15 protein-coding genes are annotated in these 22,448 nt (G+C 54.8%); 10 read left to right on the forward strand and 5 right to left on the reverse strand.

From position 1 onward, the window contains the following. Positions 1-9: 9 nt before the first annotated feature. Both G6R38_RS12050 and G6R38_RS12055 read right to left on the reverse strand, forming a co-directional pair. Positions 10-1,020 (reverse strand): protein kinase family protein, encoded by a 1,011-nt coding sequence (locus tag G6R38_RS12050; RefSeq protein ID WP_166825151.1) that lies wholly within the window; start codon positions 1,018-1,020, stop codon positions 10-12. A 350-nt stretch (positions 1,021-1,370) separates the two neighbouring features. Further along, a complete protein-coding gene (locus tag G6R38_RS12055; RefSeq protein WP_166825154.1) occupies positions 1,371-2,615 on the reverse strand; it encodes a lactate racemase domain-containing protein in 1,245 nt (414 codons plus the stop codon). Between the two features lie 143 nt (positions 2,616-2,758). Between G6R38_RS12055 and G6R38_RS12060 the strand changes: the two genes are divergently transcribed. From G6R38_RS12060 to G6R38_RS12080, 5 genes are all read left to right on the forward strand, one after another. Further along, positions 2,759-3,370, forward strand: a complete 612-nt coding sequence (locus G6R38_RS12060; protein ID WP_166825157.1) for an RNA polymerase sigma factor — start codon at positions 2,759-2,761, stop codon at positions 3,368-3,370. Positions 3,371-3,463: 93 nt separating this feature from the next. Next, entirely contained in the window at positions 3,464-4,012 is a 549-nt protein-coding gene (locus G6R38_RS12065) for a PspA/IM30 family protein (RefSeq protein ID WP_166825160.1), read from the forward strand. 39 nt (positions 4,013-4,051) lie between these two features. After that, positions 4,052-4,966, forward strand: a complete 915-nt coding sequence (locus tag G6R38_RS12070) for an RNA polymerase sigma factor (RefSeq protein ID WP_166825163.1) — start codon at positions 4,052-4,054, stop codon at positions 4,964-4,966. 38 nt (positions 4,967-5,004) lie between these two features. Continuing rightward, positions 5,005-5,841, forward strand: a complete 837-nt coding sequence (locus G6R38_RS12075; protein ID WP_166825166.1) for a hypothetical protein — start codon at positions 5,005-5,007, stop codon at positions 5,839-5,841. A 124-nt stretch (positions 5,842-5,965) separates the two neighbouring features. After that, a complete protein-coding gene (locus tag G6R38_RS12080) occupies positions 5,966-8,173 on the forward strand; it encodes an outer membrane protein assembly factor BamB family protein (protein ID WP_166825169.1) in 2,208 nt (735 codons plus the stop codon). Here the strand turns inward: G6R38_RS12080 and G6R38_RS12085 are convergent. Together G6R38_RS12085 and G6R38_RS12090 are read right to left on the reverse strand one after the other, a co-directional pair. Continuing rightward, entirely contained in the window at positions 8,146-12,042 is a 3,897-nt protein-coding gene (locus G6R38_RS12085) for an ion transporter (RefSeq protein ID WP_166825172.1), read from the reverse strand. The two genes, G6R38_RS12080 and G6R38_RS12085, sit on opposite strands and share 28 nt — an antisense overlap. A gap of 223 nt (positions 12,043-12,265) precedes the next feature. Next, positions 12,266-13,846 carry a 2-isopropylmalate synthase gene (locus tag G6R38_RS12090; RefSeq protein WP_166825175.1) on the reverse strand — a complete coding sequence of 527 codons (1,581 nt, stop codon included), beginning with the start codon at positions 13,844-13,846 and terminating at the stop codon, positions 12,266-12,268. A gap of 539 nt (positions 13,847-14,385) precedes the next feature. On the opposite strand from G6R38_RS12090, the gene G6R38_RS12095 reads away from it, so the two are divergent. From G6R38_RS12095 to G6R38_RS12110, 4 genes are all read left to right on the forward strand, one after another. Next, on the forward strand, positions 14,386-15,387 hold the full coding sequence (locus G6R38_RS12095; RefSeq protein ID WP_166825178.1) for a DUF1559 domain-containing protein: 1,002 nt from the start codon (positions 14,386-14,388) through the stop codon (positions 15,385-15,387). 118 nt (positions 15,388-15,505) lie between these two features. Next, the gene (locus G6R38_RS12100; RefSeq protein WP_166825181.1) at positions 15,506-15,967 is read left to right on the forward strand and encodes a hypothetical protein; all 462 of its coding nucleotides are present in this window, start codon (positions 15,506-15,508) and stop codon (positions 15,965-15,967) included. A 276-nt stretch (positions 15,968-16,243) separates the two neighbouring features. Then, complete coding sequence (locus tag G6R38_RS12105; RefSeq protein WP_166825183.1) at positions 16,244-17,464, forward strand: peptidylprolyl isomerase; 1,221 nt, start codon at positions 16,244-16,246, stop codon at positions 17,462-17,464. 77 nt (positions 17,465-17,541) lie between these two features. Next, a complete protein-coding gene (locus G6R38_RS12110) occupies positions 17,542-18,831 on the forward strand; it encodes a glucuronyl esterase domain-containing protein (RefSeq protein WP_166825186.1) in 1,290 nt (429 codons plus the stop codon). Between the two features lie 220 nt (positions 18,832-19,051). Here G6R38_RS12110 and G6R38_RS12115 read toward each other — a convergent pair whose 3' ends face one another. Next, positions 19,052-20,482, reverse strand: a complete 1,431-nt coding sequence (locus G6R38_RS12115; protein ID WP_166825189.1) for a sigma-54-dependent transcriptional regulator — start codon at positions 20,480-20,482, stop codon at positions 19,052-19,054. A gap of 1,087 nt (positions 20,483-21,569) precedes the next feature. Here G6R38_RS12115 and G6R38_RS12120 point away from each other — a divergent pair. Beyond that, positions 21,570-22,142, forward strand: a complete 573-nt coding sequence (locus G6R38_RS12120) for a helix-turn-helix domain-containing protein (protein WP_166825192.1) — start codon at positions 21,570-21,572, stop codon at positions 22,140-22,142. Positions 22,143-22,448: the final 306 nt, after the last annotated feature.

The following is a 22,448-nucleotide window of genomic DNA, read 5'->3' on the forward strand; positions in this document are numbered from 1 at the left end:
TTCGCTTTTTCAGCGTGATAGCCACCAAGTGATCAACCCAAACGCGGCGACGGCGGTTCCCACCCACCAGAACCAGCTCGTTCCGGCTTGGCTAATATCGGCTGGGTTCGGCTCGAACGAGGCTGGCTTTGCGACGGGAGGCGGTGCGATCACCGTCTGCTGAGGGACTGGTGTTGGTTCCGTCACCGGTTCATCGCGTGGCTCTGGTACGGTTGTCATCGTGGGATCGAGGATCGTTAGCAGATCACGCAGAGATTCCACTCGATTCCAGCAATCAGCGTCCAGAGGTGATGGCAACGCATTCGACAAGTCCTCGTCGCTGCACTGCTGCTCGCTCTTTCCAAGTGATAGAAGAATCCAGAGCGATCGCAACGAGAGTCGGTCCGCAGTTTGTCTCGTCTTGGCATCCGAGACGGAATCAATTCGTTGAAACGGTTGATCGGGATTCAACCACAGCTGGCCATCGTCATCGAGCAACCAATGGTTCGGATGGAGATCACCGTTGACGTACCCATTTTGGTGAGCTTCATGCAAACATCGCGAGGCTTGCAACATGCATTCGAGCGCGGCGTCGGTGGGGAATTCTCCGCTCTCCGCCACGATCGCCGTGAGCGTCTCGCCGTGAGCGGCATCACGACACAAGCACAGGAAGTCACCCACTTGGTCAACGGTCAATACCGGCGTCTTGGTGGGATGTGAAAAACGCTGATGGGCCTCGTGTTCCTCGTCAGTCCCGGCAAATGGCCGATCCTCATTGGGAAAAACCATGCGAACAGTCATGGCCTGGCCATTCTCGCAGTGCTGCCCCAGGAACGTGACGCCATTCTGATCGGAGTCGGTCGCGCTCAGGATTCGGCAGTTGCCGATTTGAATCTCAGGTTGCGGAGCGTCGTGGACGTCGTTCGAAGTGCCATTCCGCTCCGGCTGTTGCCCCTGCAGAGCGTCTCTCAAGTCCGCGAGCCGTTCGGGCATCTGAGATGCCGAGCTTTCCAGCGTGTTGAGGAATTCATCAATTGTCATGGCCATCGTCGATTGCCAATCCACATTCCAACCGGCCCATTCTCGCTCAAAACGTGAGGAGCAATCACGGGAAGTCGGATTGGTTTGGGTTTCCAAACTTCCCAGATCCCAAAGCTTGATTATAACGTGACCGAAATCGACGTCGCATCAATGTTTCTTTGAGAATCCGCAAATTTTTTTCGGACGAATGTACGCTAGGGTGCGCGGGACTGAACTTAGTAGCATTATCGTCCGTGCGTCCGTCGGAAATCGATTGAACTCAACCCTGTCCTGCGATTCTATAAGAAAACTCACATTCGACGCTCAATCTCAAGGAATGCCCGCTCTTGCGAATGCACTCAATGAAATTGCTATTCGGATCGGACACGCCCGAAGGAATGGATAGCAGCCGGGATAAACACGATTTGATCTTCGCGGGCAAGGAGTCGTTCCACTTCGTCGGTTGAACCGATCGGCATCACACCCAGTTCTTCAACGACTTCGTCGGGCAACCCGCTTAGCAGGTAAACTCCGGCCCAATCGAGTGTCTTCGCAAGTTGGGTGGCCGCTTCGCGATCGTCTGGGTTCACGTGTTGAAGTTTCGGCAAGATGTCCAATGGCTCATCGTGGGTTTGCAGCAACTCCACTCCGGATTGCGGTGACTGATCGAGGCTCGAAAGCAAAACCACCTTGCCCTCGCGTCCGACAAGATTTCGAGAAACGGCCAATGCCGCTCCGAGGGCCTGCCATGGGTCAGATGCGGTTTTTCCAATCGACACCACCACGGTTTCGGCGCGGTAATCCAACTCGATCCGAAAGAGTTCGTCTAACCGTTTCTTGCCTTCTCGCAATACGGAATCCAGCGCACCTGCCAGGACTTCACTCACGCCGCCCGTCACGGACGGAATCACTTGCAACGTGAACAACGTGCCGAGGAGCCAACCAATTTCGTCAACCAGTTGTCTCAACGGGCGTTCGTCGTTTGGACGCAGTTCCTGATGGCCTTGCCCCTGCGATTTCTTGACGGCTTCGGCGGTAGATAGCCCCGGGTAAAACACGCTGTTCGTGCCGCGATACCCGAGCAGTGGGTCGAAGCCAAGCAATCCAATGGTGATGACGGCATCGGCGTGAACTAACTCCGGTGCTAGATAGATTCTCTCGCCGGCAGCGGTCGTCGCCAGATAAGCACAGTCGTCGGCGGAACCGGGACGATGTCGTTTCCATTGCACCCGCGCACGCACTGCTTCGGGCAGTTCTCGTCGTGGATCAACGGGAGGAGACGCAGAATCTCCGAGCGTTTCGGTCTCGAGAATCAACACATTTTCCGCGCTGATCCCGGCTTCTTCCAAGCAAACCCAGCAGGCCGCCACGAGAGATGCCGCATCGGGCGTCGCCGGGTCCACCGCCAAGACCACGTGATCGTCGGGAATCACGGATTGTGAAAGCGGCGGGAAGTCCAATGGTTGTTGCAGGACTGCCAATGCCGATGCTTTGACGTCGTCCACCGACTCCGGTGTCGGCATTGCCGCCACCACGCGATCGGCTTCGATTTGAAAACGGAACGGAGATTCCGCACCGTATTCCAGAACAATAGTATGAGTATCGGTGGTTGACAAAGACAATTCCGGGGCTGAGGATTCGCGTTCGGGCAAAGTTTTCTTATATTAGGGACGAGTGTTCTCGGGTCAATGCTCACACAACCTCTCGGGACCTGGCGAACCATCGTGGCTGTTTCTCGCTTCGGACCATTGAATATCAAATGACTACCGAAAACCTATCCCGCACGCTGACTGATGACGAGCTGATGTTGCTCGTGCAAGCGGGAGAGGACCGCGCGTTTGAAAAACTGGTCGAACGACATCAAGGGCCGTTGTGGGGGTTCTTCTTTCGCAACGTTCGTGATGCCCAGTTGGCCGAGGATTTGACGCAAGAAACGTTGATCAAGTTATACAATCAGGCATGGGATTACCTTCCGCGTGGAAAATTCCGCGGTTGGATGTACCGAATCGGTCGCAATTTGATGATCGACAACGTGCGGAAACAATCTCACGATGCCCTCGTGAAAGCCGTTCGCGGACGAAGCGAAGATGACGACGACGGCATGGCCCGACTCGCCGCCGAGCTAATCCCGCCGGAAACCAAAGCCTCACAGCGGGAACTTCGTGATCTGGTCGATAATCTTCTCGATGGGCTACCTGAGGAGCAACGCTTCACGTTTACGTTGTTTGTGTACGCCGGTCTCAGTTTGCCGGAAGTGGCGGAAATTATGGAAACGTCCATTCCCACCACCAAAAGCCGACTGCGATTAGCGCGCGAGAAACTGCAAGATAAACTTCGCGGTTACGGCGTCAGTTTGGCGGAAACTGACTGAGAAACGAGATTTTAAGATTCCATTTCGGATGACAATCGAACCCAACCGGACGACTCGCGAATGTTCATCGCGGGAATTCAGAGGATATGATCGATGAGTTATTTCAATCGGCTCACAGATATCGTCACTTGCAACCTGACCGAAATGCTCCGCCGCGAGGACGATCCGCAGTCGGCTTTATCGCGGATCATCGAAGAAATGGAAGAAGGGCTTGGCGGTGCCCGGCGAAGTGTGGCGACCGCGACGAGGAATGTCGATCGCTTGCGGACCGAGATTGAAGAACATCAGTCGCGAATTGCGGAGTGGATCGACAAAGCCAAAACGGAATTGGAAGCCGGCAACGAGGACGCTGCACGAGCCGCTTTGTCTCGGAAGCAGGAAGTTTCGGATTTGATCGCCGGACTCGAGCAGCAACTCTCCGCGGCGGAGTCGACCCGAACTCACCTTTCGACCACATTGCGAGCATTGGAAGCCCGACTGACTGAAGCGCAGCGGACCCGCACGCAGTTTGAAACCGATGTTGATACGCCACCAAAACCGGCTGTCGCCGAGGAGCCACCACCGCAACCCAGCGACGCCGAACGGGCCGACCAAGTCGAAGCGGAATTAGCCGAGTTGAAACGCATGCTGGGCAGTTCGTAGGTTTCGTTCCCGTTTTCTCTTGAGGTGATATACAAACGAATGGCGGCGTCCGAGTTCACGAGCAATCCGAGTTCGTTGGCCAATCGTGTTCGGCAAGTCTGGGCAGACGCTTGGACCGATCACGAGTGGCGTCTTTTTCGGATGACCTCCAAAGAAACCCCTGAGGAGATTCGGGAGCGTCTTTGGGCCAGTTTGGATTCCCACCTGTCGACATGGATGGAACGCCACAGGAACCGCGTTCGGGGGAATTCGGAAGCAACCCCGGTCAACGGTGACGCCGTCGATTCACAGGCAATCGACCGATTGGCGGCGGCGGGTCGGCACTTGATCATTCTCCGCCAATTGCAGACTCCGAACGTCCCCAATGAAGACGTTGAGACGCTACGGTCGCTGTTATGGAACGATCTGCAACCGCAAGTCTCTCGAATTGCTGCGGGTTTTCAGCGAACAGCTGCCAAACGCGGATTCGAGGTGGAAGATCTGATGCACGAGGCGGCAATTCACTTGCAAAACGTGGTGCCGAAGTTCGACACCAACCACCCGCGGAAAGCCGCGTTTGCCACCTGGTTTGATGATGTCGTCTCCAACTTGTTTGCTTCGCTTGTCAGACCTCGCAAGAGTGACGTCTTTCATCGGGGACAAGGGAACATCGAATCTGGTCCAACAGAACCAGGGACGGATGCCGATATTTCTCGGCAATCGCAGGCCGCGCGTGTCTCCGCGATCGTCCGAGAAATTGAAGATTTTCTGACGGAATCCGTCAAGAATGGCGAATTGCGGTTCGAACAGGTCTTGGCGTTTCGGCTATATCTCTTTGAAAACCTTACGTATCAGGAAGTCGCAAATGCTTTAGAGAAAGCTGGTTACAGTTACGGCACCACGCAAATCTTCAATTTTGTGAAGGAAATTCGCAAACAGATCGTAGAACACTTCGATGGTGACCCATTTCAGTAATTCAAGGATTCGCGTGCCATGCTTCACCGAGGACAACCATGAGCCAAGGCTTCCGCAACTCATCGGCTTCGCAACACACGCCGGAACGCTGGTTCGAAAAGTTCCGCGCCGCCTGCCAGGACGTGAGAATTGAACCCGATCAGGATCACGTGAGTGACGTTTCAACCGAACACATTCTCGCGTTTTATCGGGGTGAGCTTTCGGAGGAGCAGCGGCGGGAATTGGAAGTCGAAGCGTTGTCGTCACCGGCGAGTTTCCGAAAACTCGTGCAACTGGGGTCGTGTGTCGCTGGTGGGAGCCCCAACGGCGTATTTCGCCCAAGCGTTGCGTCGGAACATTGGGCCGAGATCGAAGTTCCGCCTGCGAAACGAATGACCAGTTGGATCGCGGCGTTGGAATCTCCCGCAGGAGCTGTCCACAATGAGTCTGGAATGCAATTGGAAATTCGTCGTGTCGTTCTTGGCGATCAACAACTCATTCGCATGGACCGCCCCGGAGATTGTGTGGGTGCGTTAGTTGCGATGAAATTTGATGTGGAGGGCTCCCGCAAATCGTTCGCGGTTTGCCGAATGGCATCGTCGTCTGGATTGGTTGCGGTCGCGGCGTGTGTGGATGTGAAGCCCGAGGAATCCGTACGGTGTGCCATTGACCGAGTCGCACCGCACGATTTGCTGCCCAGCGATGCTGCCCCATTATGGAACGCGTTTGAAGCCGCTCGGCAAGTTGATCCGGCGTCGGTTTCAACAGTGACTGGTCCGCGTTCCGCTTGGGAAATGTGGACGGAAGAAGTTTGTTCCGTTGCGGATAGTTCACAGTCGATGGTGCCCGTCGAAATCCGGGAAATCGCCGAACGAATCGCCAGCGTCCTCCGCTAATCGTTGCCAACATCGATTCGGAACCCCACAATCGGAGGTATTCGGGAACTTTCCTGGCTCGTCGCACGTCACGGTGATGATGACGAGACTCGCGAGTTAAGGAATGGCACAGAGGATTGATCGGATGACGCACCACACAGCCTGGATGACGATCGTCTTGTTGTTCATGGCAACCATCGACGGCCATTCGCAAGTTCGGCGTCTTGGTGGGCGTGGTCCGATAGGCGTTGCACAACCCGATATCGCTGCGACGCCGGAAGCAACACTGCCACTGGTGGATCGAGAATTAAGCCGGGCGCTTCGCCAAGCCAAACAGTTAGTCGAAGCCAAACGCTATGTTGATGCTGCTGAGTATCTCCAAATGATTCTCGATTTCCCCGAAGATGGATTCATGTCCGTCGACGATACCGAGTCGAGTTTTCGTAGCCTGAAAGCCGAAGCGGATCGGATCGTCGCTGAGATGCCGGAAGGCGGACGGAACGCGTATCGTTTGCAGTTCGAACCGAAGGCCGCCGCTGCGTTGGCTGATGCACGGAAGAACGGAAAAAGATCCGACTTCGTCGATGTGATTCGTCGGTATTCGCAAACCCAATCCGGTCAGGACGCGATCTACGAACTCGGCTCGCAACTGTTTGATCAGGGGAATTTTCTCGCGGCCGCACACAGTTTCGAACGCTTGCGGAAATCTGCGGACGCCGGCGGACGCGAGCCTATGTTGTCACTGAAATGTGCCATGAGCTGGAAGCTCGGCGGGCGTGAAACCGAAGCCAAAAACGTGTTGGCGGAACTCGCCAAACGTGATCAGGAATTGACCGTCGATTTGGCCGGGGGCGAAGTCGAATTGGTCACCAATCGCGATGCCATGACGGAATGGCTCGCGGGTGTGGAACTCCAGGATTCTAGTAAGCCCTTGGACCCATCAAACGAGTGGACCTCGCACGCGGGCGGGATTCGTCGAAATGCGGTGGTCGCAACGGGAGCGGATCACCCGGCTTCGGAGTGGACGGCAATTCCGACCGACGTACCTAGACGGTCAGACTCCGAGATCTCGTTCGATCAAACAATTCAGAGCATGGTCACGGTTTCCACAAAGAACCAACGTCCGCGAGAGTTTTCCATCCAGACACGTGAACCGCTGATTGTTGGTGACCTTGTGTTGGTGCGGACGCCATCAGACGTCACGGCGCTGGATCGGCATACTGGTGAATTTCGATGGCGGGGGATGCCGGATTTGTTCATCGATCGCCTTCACCACAGCGGCGCTCAGGGCAACCAAAGTGTTGAAAGCCAACTGCAAACACGGGTCGTGAAGCATGTCTGGATCGATGTCACCTACGGGCGAATGAGTACCGACGGCAAATATGTGTATTGCGTGGAACTCCCGGATCATTTTCCGGAACCGCTTCAGCAAAACCGTCAACCGAACGCCAATTCCAATTTGCTATTGGCGTTGCGGATCGACGACGAAGAAGGCCCCTGCGAATGGCGTGTTGGAGGCGAACGAAATGTCGGACCGTTCGAACTTCCGCTTGCCGGGCATTTTTTCCTCGGGCCGCCGACGCCGCTTGGCGGTGAGCTGTTCTGTCTTGCGGACGTCGACAACGAGACACGTTTGCTGGTTCTGGAACCGTCGAGCGGTGAGGTCAAATGGTCGCAAGGTCTGGCTGCAACTGGCGATTATGCGCGGGAAGCGAGACGGAATTCCGGTCTCGTTGTGGCGGCGGCCGATGGTGTCGTCGTTTGCCCAACCGGGGCGGGTTCGTTTGTCGCGATTGATCTAACCACCCGTTCGCTGCTGTGGGCCTATTCGGTTCGTCCGAATCAACAAAATCTGCAATTCCAACGACGACGGATCGTTCCCACGCCAAACATGGTTCAATCGTGGCTTGATGAACAGCCTGTAATTGTGGACGGACGCGTGTTGTTGAAGTCGCGTCATACTAACGAGCTTCACTGTGTGGATCTTCGCTCAGGACGCAAACTTTGGACGAACTCTGAAAAGCTGCGACGGTACATCGTGGGTGTCGCGGGAGAGACGATTGTCGTCGCGGACGACTTCGATATCTCCGCGTACTCGCTTGAGGATGGCAAACTTCGTTGGAAGGAACAAACCGGTTTATCGCACTCGACCGGTCGCGGACTCATTGTGAACGATCGGGTGTTGATTCCGCGATGGTCGGACTTAGTCCATCTCAGTTTGCAAACCGGTGAAGTGCTCGAACGCGAAACATTTCCCAATGAGGCCGCACTCGGGAACTTGGCAGCCGCCGGGAACACTTTGATTGTCCAGGGGTTGCACCACGTCTATTCCCGATCACTCGTCGATGATTGAGCATTCTTCTCGCGATCTGATGACGACGAGTTGGTTCGCGATGTCAACCAGTCAAGCAGTTGGCCCGCTGAGTCGCCAGTTTCGGCGTATTTTCCGAGTTGATAAATGTGCTCGCGGTAATTGAGGACATCAAGCAACGCTAGCGTTTGAATCCCACGCAGTGCAATTAGTTGCTCCAACACGCGACTCGGATGCAACAGGATTTCTCCTAAGATTTTCTCGCCTTCCGCCACGGAGTCTTCACCCATGTTGGCCCAGGTTTGCAGGGCATCACGTGCACCCCAAAGATTTTGAGCAATTGCATGCCAAGCGGCTCGTTTCGCACGGTGGTCCAATTGGCCGTGTTGGCTCCAATACTTCTGGAACATGCGTCGCCAGCGGACGGTCGTGAACCAACCGGGTGCCGACCTTAGCGGCTCGCTGGCGGCTTTCAATGACACTTCTTCCAAGATGCGAAACGCGGAGAGGCTTCGACGGACTTCTTTCAAGTCGGCAAGATACGCGACTGCCGCCACGCGTTGATGTTCGACAGACTGGAACACATCCGGGGGCAATCCCCGTTCAATGGCCACTCGTTTGAGCAAATCGTCATCGAAGAGCGAATCAAGCCGGTCCATGTCGGCTGCCGCACGCTCACGTTCCACTTCGACGGTTCGCCGCAAATCCGGATCGGGATGCAGGAAATCCAAGTCGATATCAACATCCGCCGGTAACGGTGGGGAGGGCAACCCGGGCAACGGGACGCCGAGATACTCAGGATCAATGCGGCTTCGCAATCGAATTCCCGCATTCACGGCTGGCCCGCGAATCCGTTCGATCTTGCGAACCGCGGTCAGAAACTGAGCCTGTGCCGCATCGCCCGCGTCATGGCGCTCCGAGGGGTTGCGGATTTGCTGAACCGACCGTCCCATCCATTTTAGGAATGCCCAGAATCCGCGGAGAAAAAGCCCGAACAAGAACACCGGCAACAAGATGAGCCGCCCGCCAGACAACCAAGAGCCGTACAACGAATACAAGTTGACGACGCGTTGTTCCTTCGGCCGATTGTGCATCGGATAGGTCCCGAAGATTCGACGAATCAGGAAACTCCGGTCGCGTTCAAGTCGTTCGAGCACTGGATGACCAAACATTATGGCCACTTCCTGGTCCCGTTTCGGATCGAAGTCGAGGAAGTGTAACGCAGTGAACGCGTTAGTGACGTAGGTCTCTTCGACATGCTTTTCGTCGGTATCGTTCGTATTGAGGCTATCCTTGGTTTCACTTGAGAGCCAACGGTTGTAACGGTCTTTGTTGGCGTCGGTCACCAGCGGCAGCTCGTCCAGCGGGATCGCGTTTTGGTTGTAATCGACAAGCAAGCTCGCGACTGAATGGGCCACGGAACGCGAAATGAAGTTGAACCACAAGTACGGACCGCCGAACAACGCTTTCTGTCGCATCAGATCGAGTTTCTGCAGCGATCGGGCATCGCGTCCGTTCATACGACCCGAGAGACTGAGGAACTGTCGCACGGCCGGGTTGCCAAGAAGTTGGCTTGTCGAGCGTGTATCGTTATCGGTGAAGATCGCCCCATCGAGCCAATCACGATAGAGCAGCAAAGTGGTGTCCATCCCGCGAACGACTAAATCATCGGCGGACCCCAAGTGCGCTTCGACCAATGAACGATGAATTCGCTGCAGTGTAATTTGAAGATGTTGTTCCCGTTCGTCGTCACAGCATTTCGGATCGGGCAGCCATTCGTATCGAAGCACGCGATCGTAAAGCACTTGAGCATCGCGGCGGAGATATCGGCTGCGGATGATTTCCGTTAACGCGAGAAACTGTGCCTGGGCAGAACGTTCGTAAAACTCGGTCGCTTCTTGGGCGACACGTTTCATCCAAAAACCGAACAGGAAAATCAAGAACGAAACCGCTCCCAACACGATCACGACCGGCCCAACGTATCGGTTGAGAAAACTCTGAACTGGTGTCAGAGCATGCCAAGATGCCCATTCGATCAGTCCCAAGGTGAGCAGATACAGACTTCCGAAAATGGCGAGTCGATAAACCGGCTTCGCGGACCCTTTGACCAACATCCCACCAACGCGGTCAACAAACTGCGAAGGCGTCACCGTTCCGTATAAGTCTGCGAACCAAAACCAAATATCGTGGAAACGTTTCAACAATCGCCCCGCACGACGTCCGGTGGCAGCGGTGATTTCCGCATTGGTCATGCCCGGCGTTATGCGAGGCACGATTGACGAAATGATCGGCAACCATCGCAATGGTGCCCATGACACGACGCGAATGGTTCGTGCGGCTTGCCGAACAAGCGAATCTCCAAGCACCACCTCCGCCGTTTCCGGCGTTACGACGACCAACTGATCAATGAGCGTCTCCGCTGCGATTTCCCGAGCTTGGGGGCGTTTCCGCAGTCCTAGTTGTGTCGATCTGCGGACGGCTTCATCAAGCAATTCCTCCAAGATCCGTAACCGTGCACAAGCGATTCGGTCCCGCCTGGTGGGATCGGCGGTTCGCATCAGTTGTTTCCAACATTGGCGAATCTCCGCTCGCAATCGTCGAGTGCCGGCGCGAAACTGGGGAACTGCTTCCCGCGACCGCGTGAGTTCTTGTCGGGTCGGGTGCAAAATCACATTCTGATTCAGCACATGACCATATTGCCGAGCCAAGCGATCGAGTGCCCGAGACAACAAACCGAACGCACGAAAATAGCGAGCGAACTTGGCAAGTCGCACGACTTTGATTGCCATGCCACCGAATTCAACCGCACGCCCGGCCTGGTTGGCTGGCATCGCGAACATCAAGAGACCAATTGGAATTGACGGCACGAAGTCGATCAAGAAGTGGCGGTAGAACCACCACCAGCGGTTTGGGACGAACGCCAATTTGACGAAGAACTCGGTCAGAAAGAACACACAGGCGACACCGTCAACTACCAGCAACCAGTTCCGCGTTTCATCGGAAACGTGGGCAAAGATCTCAAACAGGATAAGGCCGACAACAAGCGTGATCAGCACTAAAATGAGACGTTCGAAATTGCGAACGAATCGGGCACCGAAAATTCGATCCAAACGTCCTTGGAGGATTCGTTCTTGTCGTTCGACATACAGTTGACGGCGTTTGCGTTTGAGCCGACGCCGCTGTGGACCACGTTTGGTTTCGATGTGTTTTAGATGCCAACTCAAGTCTTCGGCCATCACTGTGAGTTGACCGGCGGCACGTTCAGCCGGTTCGTGCTCGACGGCCGTCATTGTCATGTCGGCACGGTCGATCAGCTCGCGTGTCCAGTCGGCTCGTTGTTCAGGCGTTGCCGGTTCGGTTCGCAGCGACTCCAAACACGACGCCCGCAAAGAAGCCCGAATGGCGGCGAACATCTCCGAGTGATCCGCGTCGGCATCCAGATGAGAACGGGCCTCTAACTCCAATGCCGTCGTCTCGATCAGTGAATCGACGTTCTCCGCGGGGCGACTGCCAGCCAAATTCGGCGTCAGCTTTTCCCACCATAGCCCGGCTGATTGCTCGACATACTCAGAGAGAATCCGATCGGCTTCGGACACGCACTGACAGAGTTGCAAGCGGACGCACGACGAGCGAATTCGTTGGATGTCGGCCAGCAATGCAGCGGACTCATCCGACCGGGACTCCTGCGATGGCAAGAATGCCAGTGATTGCAGGTCGGTCTCGACGTCTTTCAAATCGTTAATGATTCGGAGGAGCGTTTCCTCGTCGTCCGGGTCGATTTGCCGAATGACACGGACACGTTCCTCCAAGCCAAGCACCATCGCTTGGACAGCGGTCGGTTCCAAATCCTGCACCATCGGTGAGGATTCGGGCGAAGAATTGGAATCAGATTGGGACGACGAATCGGCCAACGGTGCATCCATCAAAAAGTGCAGTTGCTAGAAGAATCCGTATCGTCTCCTGCGTGCCCAATTCATGCAAGACCGCTCGGAAACCTATCTTCAGAAACGCACCGCCCTGCCGTTCGGATCAAAAGCTGTTGACGTTGGTTGTGGGACGTGGAAGACGGCATCGAAAAACGCTCCCGCCTTCCACGATTTCCCAAACCCTCGAGTGATGGTAATCACCACTCGGTTACGGCGTTGCCAATGCTTCGGCTTGGCGTTGAGGATGGATGGGCGGTTGGCCGCTGGTATCGGCTTTGTTCAAAGCGTTCAAGAAGGCTTTTGCACTGGCCTCGATGGTGTCCGTGCTGATCGCTTTGCCGTGGAAATGCCGACCGTGAATCGAAATCTCCACCAACACTTCGGCGAGCGCGTCTTTTCCACCGGAAACACTTCGAACTTGGTAATCTTCTAAACGGGCCGACAACCCAGTGATTCGTTCAGTCGCTTTGAACACCGCGTGAATCGGGCCGTCGCCAATTCCCGCATCACAGTAGACATCGCCGTTCTTGTCCTGCAATTTGACCGTGGCGGTCGGCACAGTTCCGGAACCAGCGAGCGTGTGGACGCTGACAATCGTCCAGCGTTCCGGCTGCGAACCGCGTCGATTTTCGACCAAGGCGACGATATCGGAGTCGAAAACTTCTTTCTTCTTGTCTGCAAGAGCAATGAAGTCATCGAAGACCTTTTGCAAGGTTTCATCGTCGAGTTCGTGGCCTAACTCTTTCACACGATCCCGGAACGCATGACGTCCGCTGTGCTTGCCGAGCACGAGGTTGGTGCCCACGTAGCCCACGTCTTCAGGTCGAATAATTTCGTAAGTGGAGCGTTCCTGCAACACACCATGCTGATGAATTCCGGCCTCGTGAGCAAACGCGTTTTGACCCACGATGGCTTTGTTCCGTTGGATTTTCATCCCTGTGATCGACGAGACGAGATGGCTGATCGGGCACAACTTTTTCGAGTTGATTCCGGTTTCCAATCCAAAGTAGTCCTGACGTGTGCGGAGCGCCATCACGACTTCTTCGAGCGATGCATTACCAGCGCGTTCGCCGAGCCCGTTAATGGTACATTCGATCTGCCGGGCACCCGCCTCGACCGCTGCCAAACTGTTGGCAACCGCCAAACCCAAGTCGTTGTGACAATGCGTGCTGAGCGTCACTCCGCCGATATTCGGCACGCTCTCACGGAGTTTGCGGAAGACATTTCCGTACTGCTCAGGCATGGCGTAGCCGACAGTATCGGGAATGTTGATCGTGGTCGCACCGGCTTCGATGGCCCGCTCGACGACCTCGCAGAGAAAATCGAACTCGGTCCGTGCCGCGTCTTCCGGGGAAAACTCGATATCGTCGCAATAACTCTTGGCTCGAGAAACCATTTCGACGGCGGTGCGAACAATGGCGTCTTTGTCCATCTTGAGTTTGTGCTCACGATGAATCGCACTCGTAGCGAGGAACACGTGAATGCGGTGCCGTTCGGCGTGCTGAACGGCGTTCCAAGCGGCATCGATGTCCGCTTCGCGACACCGTGACAAACCGCAAATCGTCGCCCGATCGCCAAATTCCCGAGCAATCTTTTCCACTGCCTCGAAATCGCCGGGCGAGGCGATTGGGAAACCGGCCTCGATCACATCCACACCCAATTCCACCAGTGACTTGGCCACTTCGAGCTTTTCCGCAGTGTTCATGCTGCACCCCGGTGATTGTTCACCGTCGCGGAGTGTCGTATCGAAAATGGTCACATGGTCGGAGGGCGGTTGCTGGGGTGACATGTTTGGCGGTTCCTTTGTGTCTTTCAAAACGTGTCGGACTCGTGACGAAACGAAAAAAAGCCCTGAGACAATGAAGTCTCAGGGCTTTTGATTCGCGTTGTTGCGACTGCGGCAGCGCGGGCCGTACCCTAAGACTTCCCTTCCAGTAGAAGGTTGTGAAGGTCTAGGAGTAGGAAGGTTTGGTTGCGCATATTCGCCGTCGGGTTTAAGTTGCTGAAAGGTTAACCAGCGAGTTTCCGTTCGTCAAGCAGGTTTTTGGCACGGTATCGGCATTTTGCGAAAACGAGCGTATGTTGTCTTCGTCGGTTCTGTCGCAGACTGAGAAGTTGTGCTTACTCTTTAGGCATTCCGCACAGGCTATGCTCAGTTTCTGGGAACCATGTCGTAGTGTGGTTGTTTGTTGTAAGTGTTTTATATAAAAGTGGTTACGGGTAATTGGTTGGTGTTGGGTCTTATTGGGAACAGCAGTTGCTTCGGGAATATGCAGTAGTCATCCTAGATTTCTTGAATTCGAACGAAGAACACGAAGGTTTCGCGAAATGAAAGTTCCATCGCGTCATGGATTTACTCTGATCGAGCTGTTAGTGGTGATCGCAATTATTGCGATTCTCATCGCTTTGCTCCTTCCAGCCGTCCAGCAGGCCCGAGAAGCTGCACGGCGGACCGAGTGCAAGAACAACCTCAAGCAGCTCGGCTTGGCGTTGCACAATTACCACGACACCAACAAGAAGTTCCCGCATGGCACACGGGCTCCGTTGGGATCCCCGAACTGGCGGATCTGCATTCTGCCATTTATGGAACAAACGGCTTTGTACAATCAGCTCGATTTATCGAATCAAGAGAACGTTGGTGGGTTTTCGAGTGAGCGGACAAACAACACATCCTACGGATACGGGTCTGCGGAGAACTCGGTTCTCGCTGGGCTGACGTTGCCGGGTTGGGGGTGCCCATCAAGTACGAATCCACTCAATGACACTTCGACTTCACCAACGATGAACAACGTCCAGGCCGGTCTTACGCCACACTATGTGGGTATCGCTGGAGCCTCACCCGATCCCGGTGGCAATACCAATGAATGCTACGGTCCGTTTAGTTACGGAGGCATCTGGTGTGGAAACGGCATGTTGTTTCCGAATGGTTGGATGGCCATCCGTGATGCCATCGACGGAACCTCGAACACGATTATCGTTGGTGAGCAGTCCGGGCGAGTTGGCACTTCCGTCATCAGTGCAAACTACCACGGCGGTTGGGCCGGATTCACCTCCGGTGGGATTCCATCAAGCTGGTCGAGCGGGAATCCATGGGGTTCGGGAACGACGACGCTTCGCTATCCAATCAATTCCGACCAGACCATCTGTGCCAGCGGGTCCGGCTGCGACAACACTTACGACGCCAACACGGTCCTCAACTCTCAGCATCCTGGCGGAACGCAGGTTCTGATGACCGACGGTTCAGTGCGGTTCATCACCGAATCCATTGATATGGACACCTTCCGCCGGCTCGGTGCACGTAGTGATGGCCAAGTCGTCAGTGAGTTCTAGGCGAGAATCCGTCTGACGGAAACTTTCGGTTAGATGTAGGACACAAGTCGCGATAACCACACGACTTGTGTCCTATTCTTTTTAGATAATCAAGCGATTAGGTTTCAGAAACAATCCTATGTCGAGTTCAAAACAAATGTTCGCGGGACGCGAGTTTTCCATGCCAACGACTTCCGGGACTGTCATCCGGATCTTGGGAATGATCGTGCTTCTGGGCAGCTTCTTAATAGCCAGTGGCTGCGGTGACAGTGAGGGACCCACTGGGCGAGTCACTGGAACACTGCAAACCGGGAGCCAGCCAACGCCATCCGGTGTCGTGACACTTTATGATTCCCAACTCGTGCCAGCTGGGACAGCGACGCTGGGTGCGGACGGACAATTCGAGTTCGAAGCTCCCATTCCCTTTGGGACTTACACGGCGACTCTCATGCCGGTGAGCGACGTTCCTGCGGGTGATGAAGACCCGCAACTTGCTCAAGCAAACGCCATGATTCCACAACGGTTCCGCGATCCGTCGGCCAGTCCTTTGCAAGTCGTGATTGACGAAGATGAGGAAAAGGTCGAGTTGAAAATGGAGTAACCCAGACGAATTTCGTGCTGGTCCGAGAACCGGGTTTGACCAATCTCCGAATTTTTGGCTATATTCCGCGCAATCGTCAAAATCATTCCAGTCACTACCACCATCCAACCGATACTCTGATTCAGTACGGTCTCAATTCACTTCTTAATTCTTTGGGTTCAGTCTTCGTTTGAGGTCAATGAGTCATCGAGAACTTATTGACTGATGATGTCTCGCAAATCGTGAGTGCTGAACCCTTGAGTTTTTCAACTTCAATCGGATGAGGGTTCCCCAGACATGCGCCGGGCGTACTTGTTCGCGATCGCCGTTGTGGCTCCTTTATCCATCGGGTGTGATTCACTCGGACGGGCTCCGAAATACGATAACCCCGTCCTCGGACCGCCGCCCCCGCGTCTCAGCTATGCTGAGCCGGAGCAAGAAACTCTTCCCACGGTCGTGGACGAGGAGACGGGTGAGGTCCGCACGGTTGCGTTGACGTTGAATCAACACTCTCCTGATCTGCCATTGGCCGACAGCCAAACGGTCGCCATCGTGAATGGCACACCGATCCTGGCTGCGGAAGTGCTCGAACGGTACGGCAATCAATTGGCGAAAGCCAAAACTCAGATCCCACCGGAAGAATTCAACAAGGCCCGTCTCCAACTCATCAAACGTGATTTGGACAGCCACATCGAACGCATGTTGTTGGCTGAGGCATTGCGAGTTCGTCTGCTCCCTGAGCAATCGAAAATGCTTGAGGGAGCTCTGAATGAAGCGTTTTCGGCGGAAATCCAACGTATGATGAAGGATGCCGGCGTCAACAGCCAGTTGGAGCTCGAACAGCAATTGCTTGCGGAGGGAACTTCGCTGGAGAACTTGCGAACGAATTTCGCCGCACAACAGATGGCGATGGAATATCTCCGCTCAAAAGCACCGCAAGAAGATCCGCCGGGGCGTCCGGAATTGCTGGCCTACTATGAGGCGAACAAAGACAAATATTTCGAACCTTCGGAAGCCAAATGGCGGCAAATTGTTGTCGATGTGGCCAAACAGGGTGGGAAAGATCAGGCGGAAGCTCGCTTGAACGAAATCATCGAGTTCATGCGTCCCAGTCGGGGAGCCAACTTCGCGGAAGCTGCCGAGAAATTCTCTGACGGTCCGAACGCCGCCGATGGTGGTTCCTGGAGTTGGACCACGAAAGGAAGTCTTGCAGATCAACAAGTCGACGAAGCCATCTTCGAGTTGCCAGTCGGGCAGCCTAGCCAAGTGCTGAGATCGTTCGGCGAACTCAAAATTGTGCTGGTCGATGAACGGAAACCAGATCGGTACAAGTCGTTCGAAGACGTGCAGGACGAGATCGCCGAGGAGATCGAAAAGAACTCCCGGAAAGGGCTGGCACGGAAGGTGATCGACGAACTGCGAGCCGATGCGGAGATCATGACCATCTTCGATCAAAACATCGACGCGAAAGAGAACAAACCCACCGTAAAATCTGCATTTGATTCGGTGTTCAAGTAGCCGACTTGGTGGGCAGCTGGTCCGTTGAGTGGTTATGATGCGACGGCATCGTAACCTCGACAACGGAGAGCCACACCATGAATCTGCACTCGCGTTTGTGCACACTTGCAATCCTCGCGGTCGCATCCACCGCGTTCGCACAGCCCAAGGGCTACAATTACGACGAAGCGAAAGTTCCGCCGTATACCCTGCCCGATCCGCTTCAGTTCAACAACGGCGAGATGGTCGAAGAACCCGACCAGTGGCCGAAACGGCGTCAGGAAATTCTCGACGCCTTCCGAACCGACGTCTACGGCATCGCTCCCGGTCAGCCGGACGCCCTGCGTGCGGAAATCGTCGAAGACAAGACGACCGCCCTCGATGGCAAAGCCATGAGGAAGCAAATCGTCTTGCATCTCAAGAATGGTGAGAAGACCCATTCCATCGACGTGCTGGTCTACCTGCCGAAAGACGCCCACGGACCCGTCCCGGTTTTTCTGACGCTAAATTTTCGCGGCAACCATACGATCAACGCCGATCCAGCGATTCGCTTGCCGAAGTCCTGGTTGCCCAGTGATAGTAAGAGCGGTGTCGTCAACAATCGTGCAACGGTCAAGGGGCGTGGGGCGAGAGCCGTCCGCTGGGATGTCGATGCCATCATTGCCCGTGGCTACGGTTTGGCCACCGTTTATTGCGGCGACATTGATCCCGATTTTCACGACGGGTTCAAGAACGGCGTGCACGCTCTTTTCCCGAACTGGCGACAAGAGTATGGAAAGAAAAGTTGGGGCTCCGTTGCGGGTTGGGCGTGGGGGCTGAGTCGCGTTCTGGACTACTTCGAAAGAGACGACGACATCGATGCTAGTCGTGTGGCCGTGATGGGGCACTCCCGATTGGGGAAAACATCGCTGTGGGCTGGGGCGAGTGATCCTCGTTTTTCGATCGTTATTTCCAACGATTCCGGTTGCGGTGGGGCGGCGTTGTCACGACGTCGGTTCGGTGAGACTGTTGAACGGATTAACACATCATTCCCGCATTGGTTCTGCGATACGTTCAAGGAATACAACGGTAACGAAGACGCGATTCCGGTCGATCAACACCAACTCATCGCCTTGATCGCCCCCCGTCCGGTCTACATTGCCAGTGCCATTGGGGATAAATGGGCCGATCCGAGAGGCGAATTCCTATCGGGTTTGCACGCTGATCCGGTTTACAAGCTGCTCGGAACGCCAGGGCTTCCGGCCAAAGAATGGCCAGCGGTCGATGAACCCGTACAGGGGCAAATTGGATATCATGTTCGCAGTGGCGGACATGACGTAAAGCCGTTCGATTGGAACGCGTATTTGGACTTCGCGGACAAGCACTGGGCGGCGAAAACGTCCAACTAAGTCGAGCAGTAGGCCAAGCTCAGATTACCATTACCACTGTCTTTCGAGCCCATTGTCAACATGGGCTCGAAATGACAGAGTAGAGAAACGCGACGATCTCGCTTCAATCCGGGACTGCGATGCGATCGTTCCTGTCCGCGATGCCCGAATAAGTCTTCGGTTCCCTGGCCTCCAAGTGAACGTCGCTGTTTAATCGGTAGGCTTGCGACGTCGCTCGAATCTATGGTTTCACACCTTCCGCACCATAATCTTTGATTTTGCGGTACAAAGTGCGTTCGCTGATGCCGAGGGTGTTGGCGGCCTCTTGCCGGTTACCTTCCGCAAGTTCAAGCGCCCGTTGGATATAATACCGCTCCACATCTTCGAGCGTTTGCCCGATTAGGTGTTCGGTCCCGATGTTCGACTCTACCGGTAGTTGCTCGGATTCACCTTGCACGCTCTCGCGAAGTTCCATCGGCAAGTCGTCCACATCGAGCAGCCCGTCGATGTCCAAGATCAGCATCGCTTCGATGGTGTGTCGCAACTCCCGAATGTTTCCCGGCCAGTGATATTTCATCATGATCTGGCGAGCGGCTTTGGAAAAGCCTTGGCATTCCTTGCCAGTTTTCTCGGAGAGTTCACGGAAGAAGTGATCCATCAGCAATGTGATGTCGCCCCGACGTTCTCGCAATGACGGCAGGCGGATCGAGACCACTTTCAATCGGTGATAGAGGTCGATTCGGAACTTCTTCTCCTCGACCATCGTTTTGAGATCCGCATTCGTGGCGGCAATCAAACGGACATTGACGGGGATTTCTTCGTTGGAACCCAGACGCGTGATTTTCCGGTCTTCCAACACTCGCAAGAGTTTCACCTGCGTGTCGAGCGGCATTTCGCCGACTTCGTCCAGGAAGAGTGTCCCGCCGTTCGCGTATTCAAATTTGCCGATCCGTCGTGTGGTCGCCCCGGTGAACGAACCGGGTTCGTGCCCGAAGAGTTCACTTTCCAAGATTGTTTCCGGGATCGCCGCGACGTTAATTGGCACGAACGGCTTGCTCTTTCGATTGCTGTTCTGATGAATCGCCCGAGCAACGAGGTCCTTTCCGGTTCCATTTTCGCCAGTAATCAGGCAGCTGGCATCCGTTGGAGCGACGGCTTTCAAGCGTTCGATCACTTGCTGCATCTGAGGGCTGTTGCCGATGATGCCTTCGAAACCGAACCGCTCATCCAATTGCCGACGTAGTTCCTGGTTGCGACGGATCAACCGCAACCGGTCGGCAGCATGAATGACGGCATCTTGTAACTCCTTAACGTCCAACGGTTTGAGGAGATACGTGTACGCCCCGTGCTGCATAGCCGTGACAGCGGACTGAATCGAACCGTGGCCGGTCAGCAAGATCACACCTGCGTCGGGCAACTCTTCCTTGGCCTTGCGGAGGATCTGTAGACCGTCAATCCCTTCCATTTTCAGGTCGGTAATGACGACATCGTAGGTCTCGCTCTCAATGAGCTGAGCACCCTGCTGACCGGAAGCCGCAACAGTACACTCGCTACCGGCGCGTTCCAAACACTCGGCGACGGTTTGGCCATGGGCTTCGTCGTCGTCGATGATCAACACCCGGATGGGGAGGTCGGCAGAATCGGTCGGATTTTTCTTTTTCGCAGCGGGCATGGAAGCAAAACAATCATTTATCCAGCGGTTCAGCCGCATGACGGCTTGGCATTTCGCTACATTATGCCGCTGTGACACGAAAAACGAAACCGGTTTGCGTGGGGAATCTTCACAACACGGACGGTCGGTGTCACGGAGACCGCGTCGATTGGGGAAATCACCGATGCACGCGTGAATTTTTCACAACGTTTGTGTGGCGATGTTGTGAAAAATCCACCAATTCCAACTCCCAAGATTACAACGAATCGGCTTCGAACAAATTTTTTGGAATCGCTTGTCAGTTAAATTGTGCCGGTTCTAACGCCTTTGCAAATGACGATTTGGCAGGGGGAAACCACGGTTTCCGGTCAAGTGGTCAGTTTTCGCCAGGGGAAACGTGGCAATTAGGCATGCCAACTGCTTAGACCAATCGATCGTTCGAATCGGGAAATCGCTTCGAGAACAAACAAGCGGAAGTGTGTCAAGACAAACTCGCTAAAGAAGTCATAACCAGCGGAACGATACATGGTATTAGATGACCAACTCCGAAACTTCCTGAGAATCGTCTTTCAACAGTTGTAGGGCGAAGTTTTAGGATGTCGAAGATGAGGCCATTCACTGGGGGGTAGATACAGTATCGTTGTTTCGACCGTGATGGTCGTACGATCGCGTTGTGCTTTTCTTGAAAGTTCACGAGATCGGAGAACGTTGCGTTCAATTCGGTATTGTCCTGCCGCTGACACTGACGACCTTTGGCGATTGGTTGTTGGTCCTGCCTTGCCCCTTCCCGTTGTGTCAAGTGCGATTTGCACTGCCGCGACAGCTTGTGATTTCGATCGATGGATTCCTTTTCACGCATCGGCAGGGACTGAGTGTTCCTGTTAGGTGTCGCAATGTCAACTAGGAGAAATCGGGTTTTCGCCGAAAGCCCAATCCACCTTGATTCGAACCCCAACCCAATGACCGCAACGGCAATGTCCGTCATGGAGCCTGGTCTTTTTAAGACCCAGAACCGGCCAGGAAGTGCCAACCGTTGTGTTAGGGGTGCGTATCCGGAGGGCCCGACAAACCCTCTTTGTTGGCATGATCGATTATTGGAGAGCCCGCGATGAGGACGATCTTCACTACTGGACAAGTAGCCAAGATCTGTAAGGTGGCACCTCGCACTGTCAGCAAATGGTTTGATTCTGGCCGTCTTCGTGGATACCGGATCCCCGGTTCCCAAGACCGCCGAATTCCCCGCGAACACCTAATTCGTTTCTTGAAAGAGCACGGCATGCCGCTGGGCGAACTCGAGGACGAGGCCATGGGCAAGGTGCTTCTCGTGGGGGCCGATGCCCCAGTGCGAAACAGCCTGACAGATATGATGGGCGAGAACGATTTTAAAATCGAATCCGCCGCCAGTGGGTTTGAGGCTGGTATTCAAGCCGAAAGCCTACACCCCGATTGCGTGGTTGTGGACTTCACCATGGGCCGTAATGAAGCCCTGATGATTGCCCAGAACCTGAAACGCAATAACGAGTATACAGAGACGGTTCTCATCGGCTTGTTAAGCGATGAGGACAGTCAAAGCGGTTTCGACCGCACTCTGTTCAACGAGACATTTCGGAAGCCTTTCGACGCTGCCCTGTTGGCCGAACGGATTCGGACATTGGTCGGTCGTAAAAAGCAGATCGCCTAATCGGCAGCCGCCGAACATTGTCGACGGGAATGGCCCCGCGGATCGCTCGAAAGCGAGTGATTTCTTCGGACTATCGAAGCGACACAGTTCCAACGCCCCGATACCCAGCGATTGCCAGCGGATGCTCTGCCCTGGTTTCAGGGACGGTACCTAAGCAGATCATCCCGCAGTACGACCAAACTCGTGAACGGAAGCTCGACCCAAAGCTCGCGATGCGTCGCGATTGCGAAAATATAGATTCCGATTAACCGGTTCCCGGCGTTTCTGCCGCGAACCGGTTTTTTCGTGCGCCAACCAAAATCCTCC

This window comes from Thalassoroseus pseudoceratinae (genome assembly GCF_011634775.1).
GTDB classification, from domain to species: Bacteria; Planctomycetota; Planctomycetia; order Planctomycetales; family Planctomycetaceae; genus Thalassoroseus; species Thalassoroseus pseudoceratinae.

Coding starts and splice junctions, on each gene's coding strand:
- G6R38_RS12050 (WP_166825151.1), bottom strand. CDS start 1,020: ATGACAATTGATGAATTCCTCAACACGCTGGAAAGCTCGGCATCTCAG.
- G6R38_RS12060 (WP_166825157.1), top strand. CDS start 2,759: ATGACTACCGAAAACCTATCCCGCACGCTGACTGATGACGAGCTGATG.
- G6R38_RS12065 (WP_166825160.1), top strand. CDS start 3,464: ATGAGTTATTTCAATCGGCTCACAGATATCGTCACTTGCAACCTGACC.
- G6R38_RS12070 (WP_166825163.1), top strand. CDS start 4,052: ATGGCGGCGTCCGAGTTCACGAGCAATCCGAGTTCGTTGGCCAATCGT.
- G6R38_RS12075 (WP_166825166.1), top strand. CDS start 5,005: ATGAGCCAAGGCTTCCGCAACTCATCGGCTTCGCAACACACGCCGGAA.
- G6R38_RS12080 (WP_166825169.1), top strand. CDS start 5,966: ATGACGCACCACACAGCCTGGATGACGATCGTCTTGTTGTTCATGGCA.
- G6R38_RS12090 (WP_166825175.1), bottom strand. CDS start 13,846: ATGTCACCCCAGCAACCGCCCTCCGACCATGTGACCATTTTCGATACG.
- G6R38_RS12095 (WP_166825178.1), top strand. CDS start 14,386: ATGAAAGTTCCATCGCGTCATGGATTTACTCTGATCGAGCTGTTAGTG.
- G6R38_RS12100 (WP_166825181.1), top strand. CDS start 15,506: ATGTCGAGTTCAAAACAAATGTTCGCGGGACGCGAGTTTTCCATGCCA.
- G6R38_RS12105 (WP_166825183.1), top strand. CDS start 16,244: ATGCGCCGGGCGTACTTGTTCGCGATCGCCGTTGTGGCTCCTTTATCC.
- G6R38_RS12110 (WP_166825186.1), top strand. CDS start 17,542: ATGAATCTGCACTCGCGTTTGTGCACACTTGCAATCCTCGCGGTCGCA.
- G6R38_RS12115 (WP_166825189.1), bottom strand. CDS start 20,482: ATGCCCGCTGCGAAAAAGAAAAATCCGACCGATTCTGCCGACCTCCCC.
- G6R38_RS12120 (WP_166825192.1), top strand. CDS start 21,570: ATGAGGACGATCTTCACTACTGGACAAGTAGCCAAGATCTGTAAGGTG.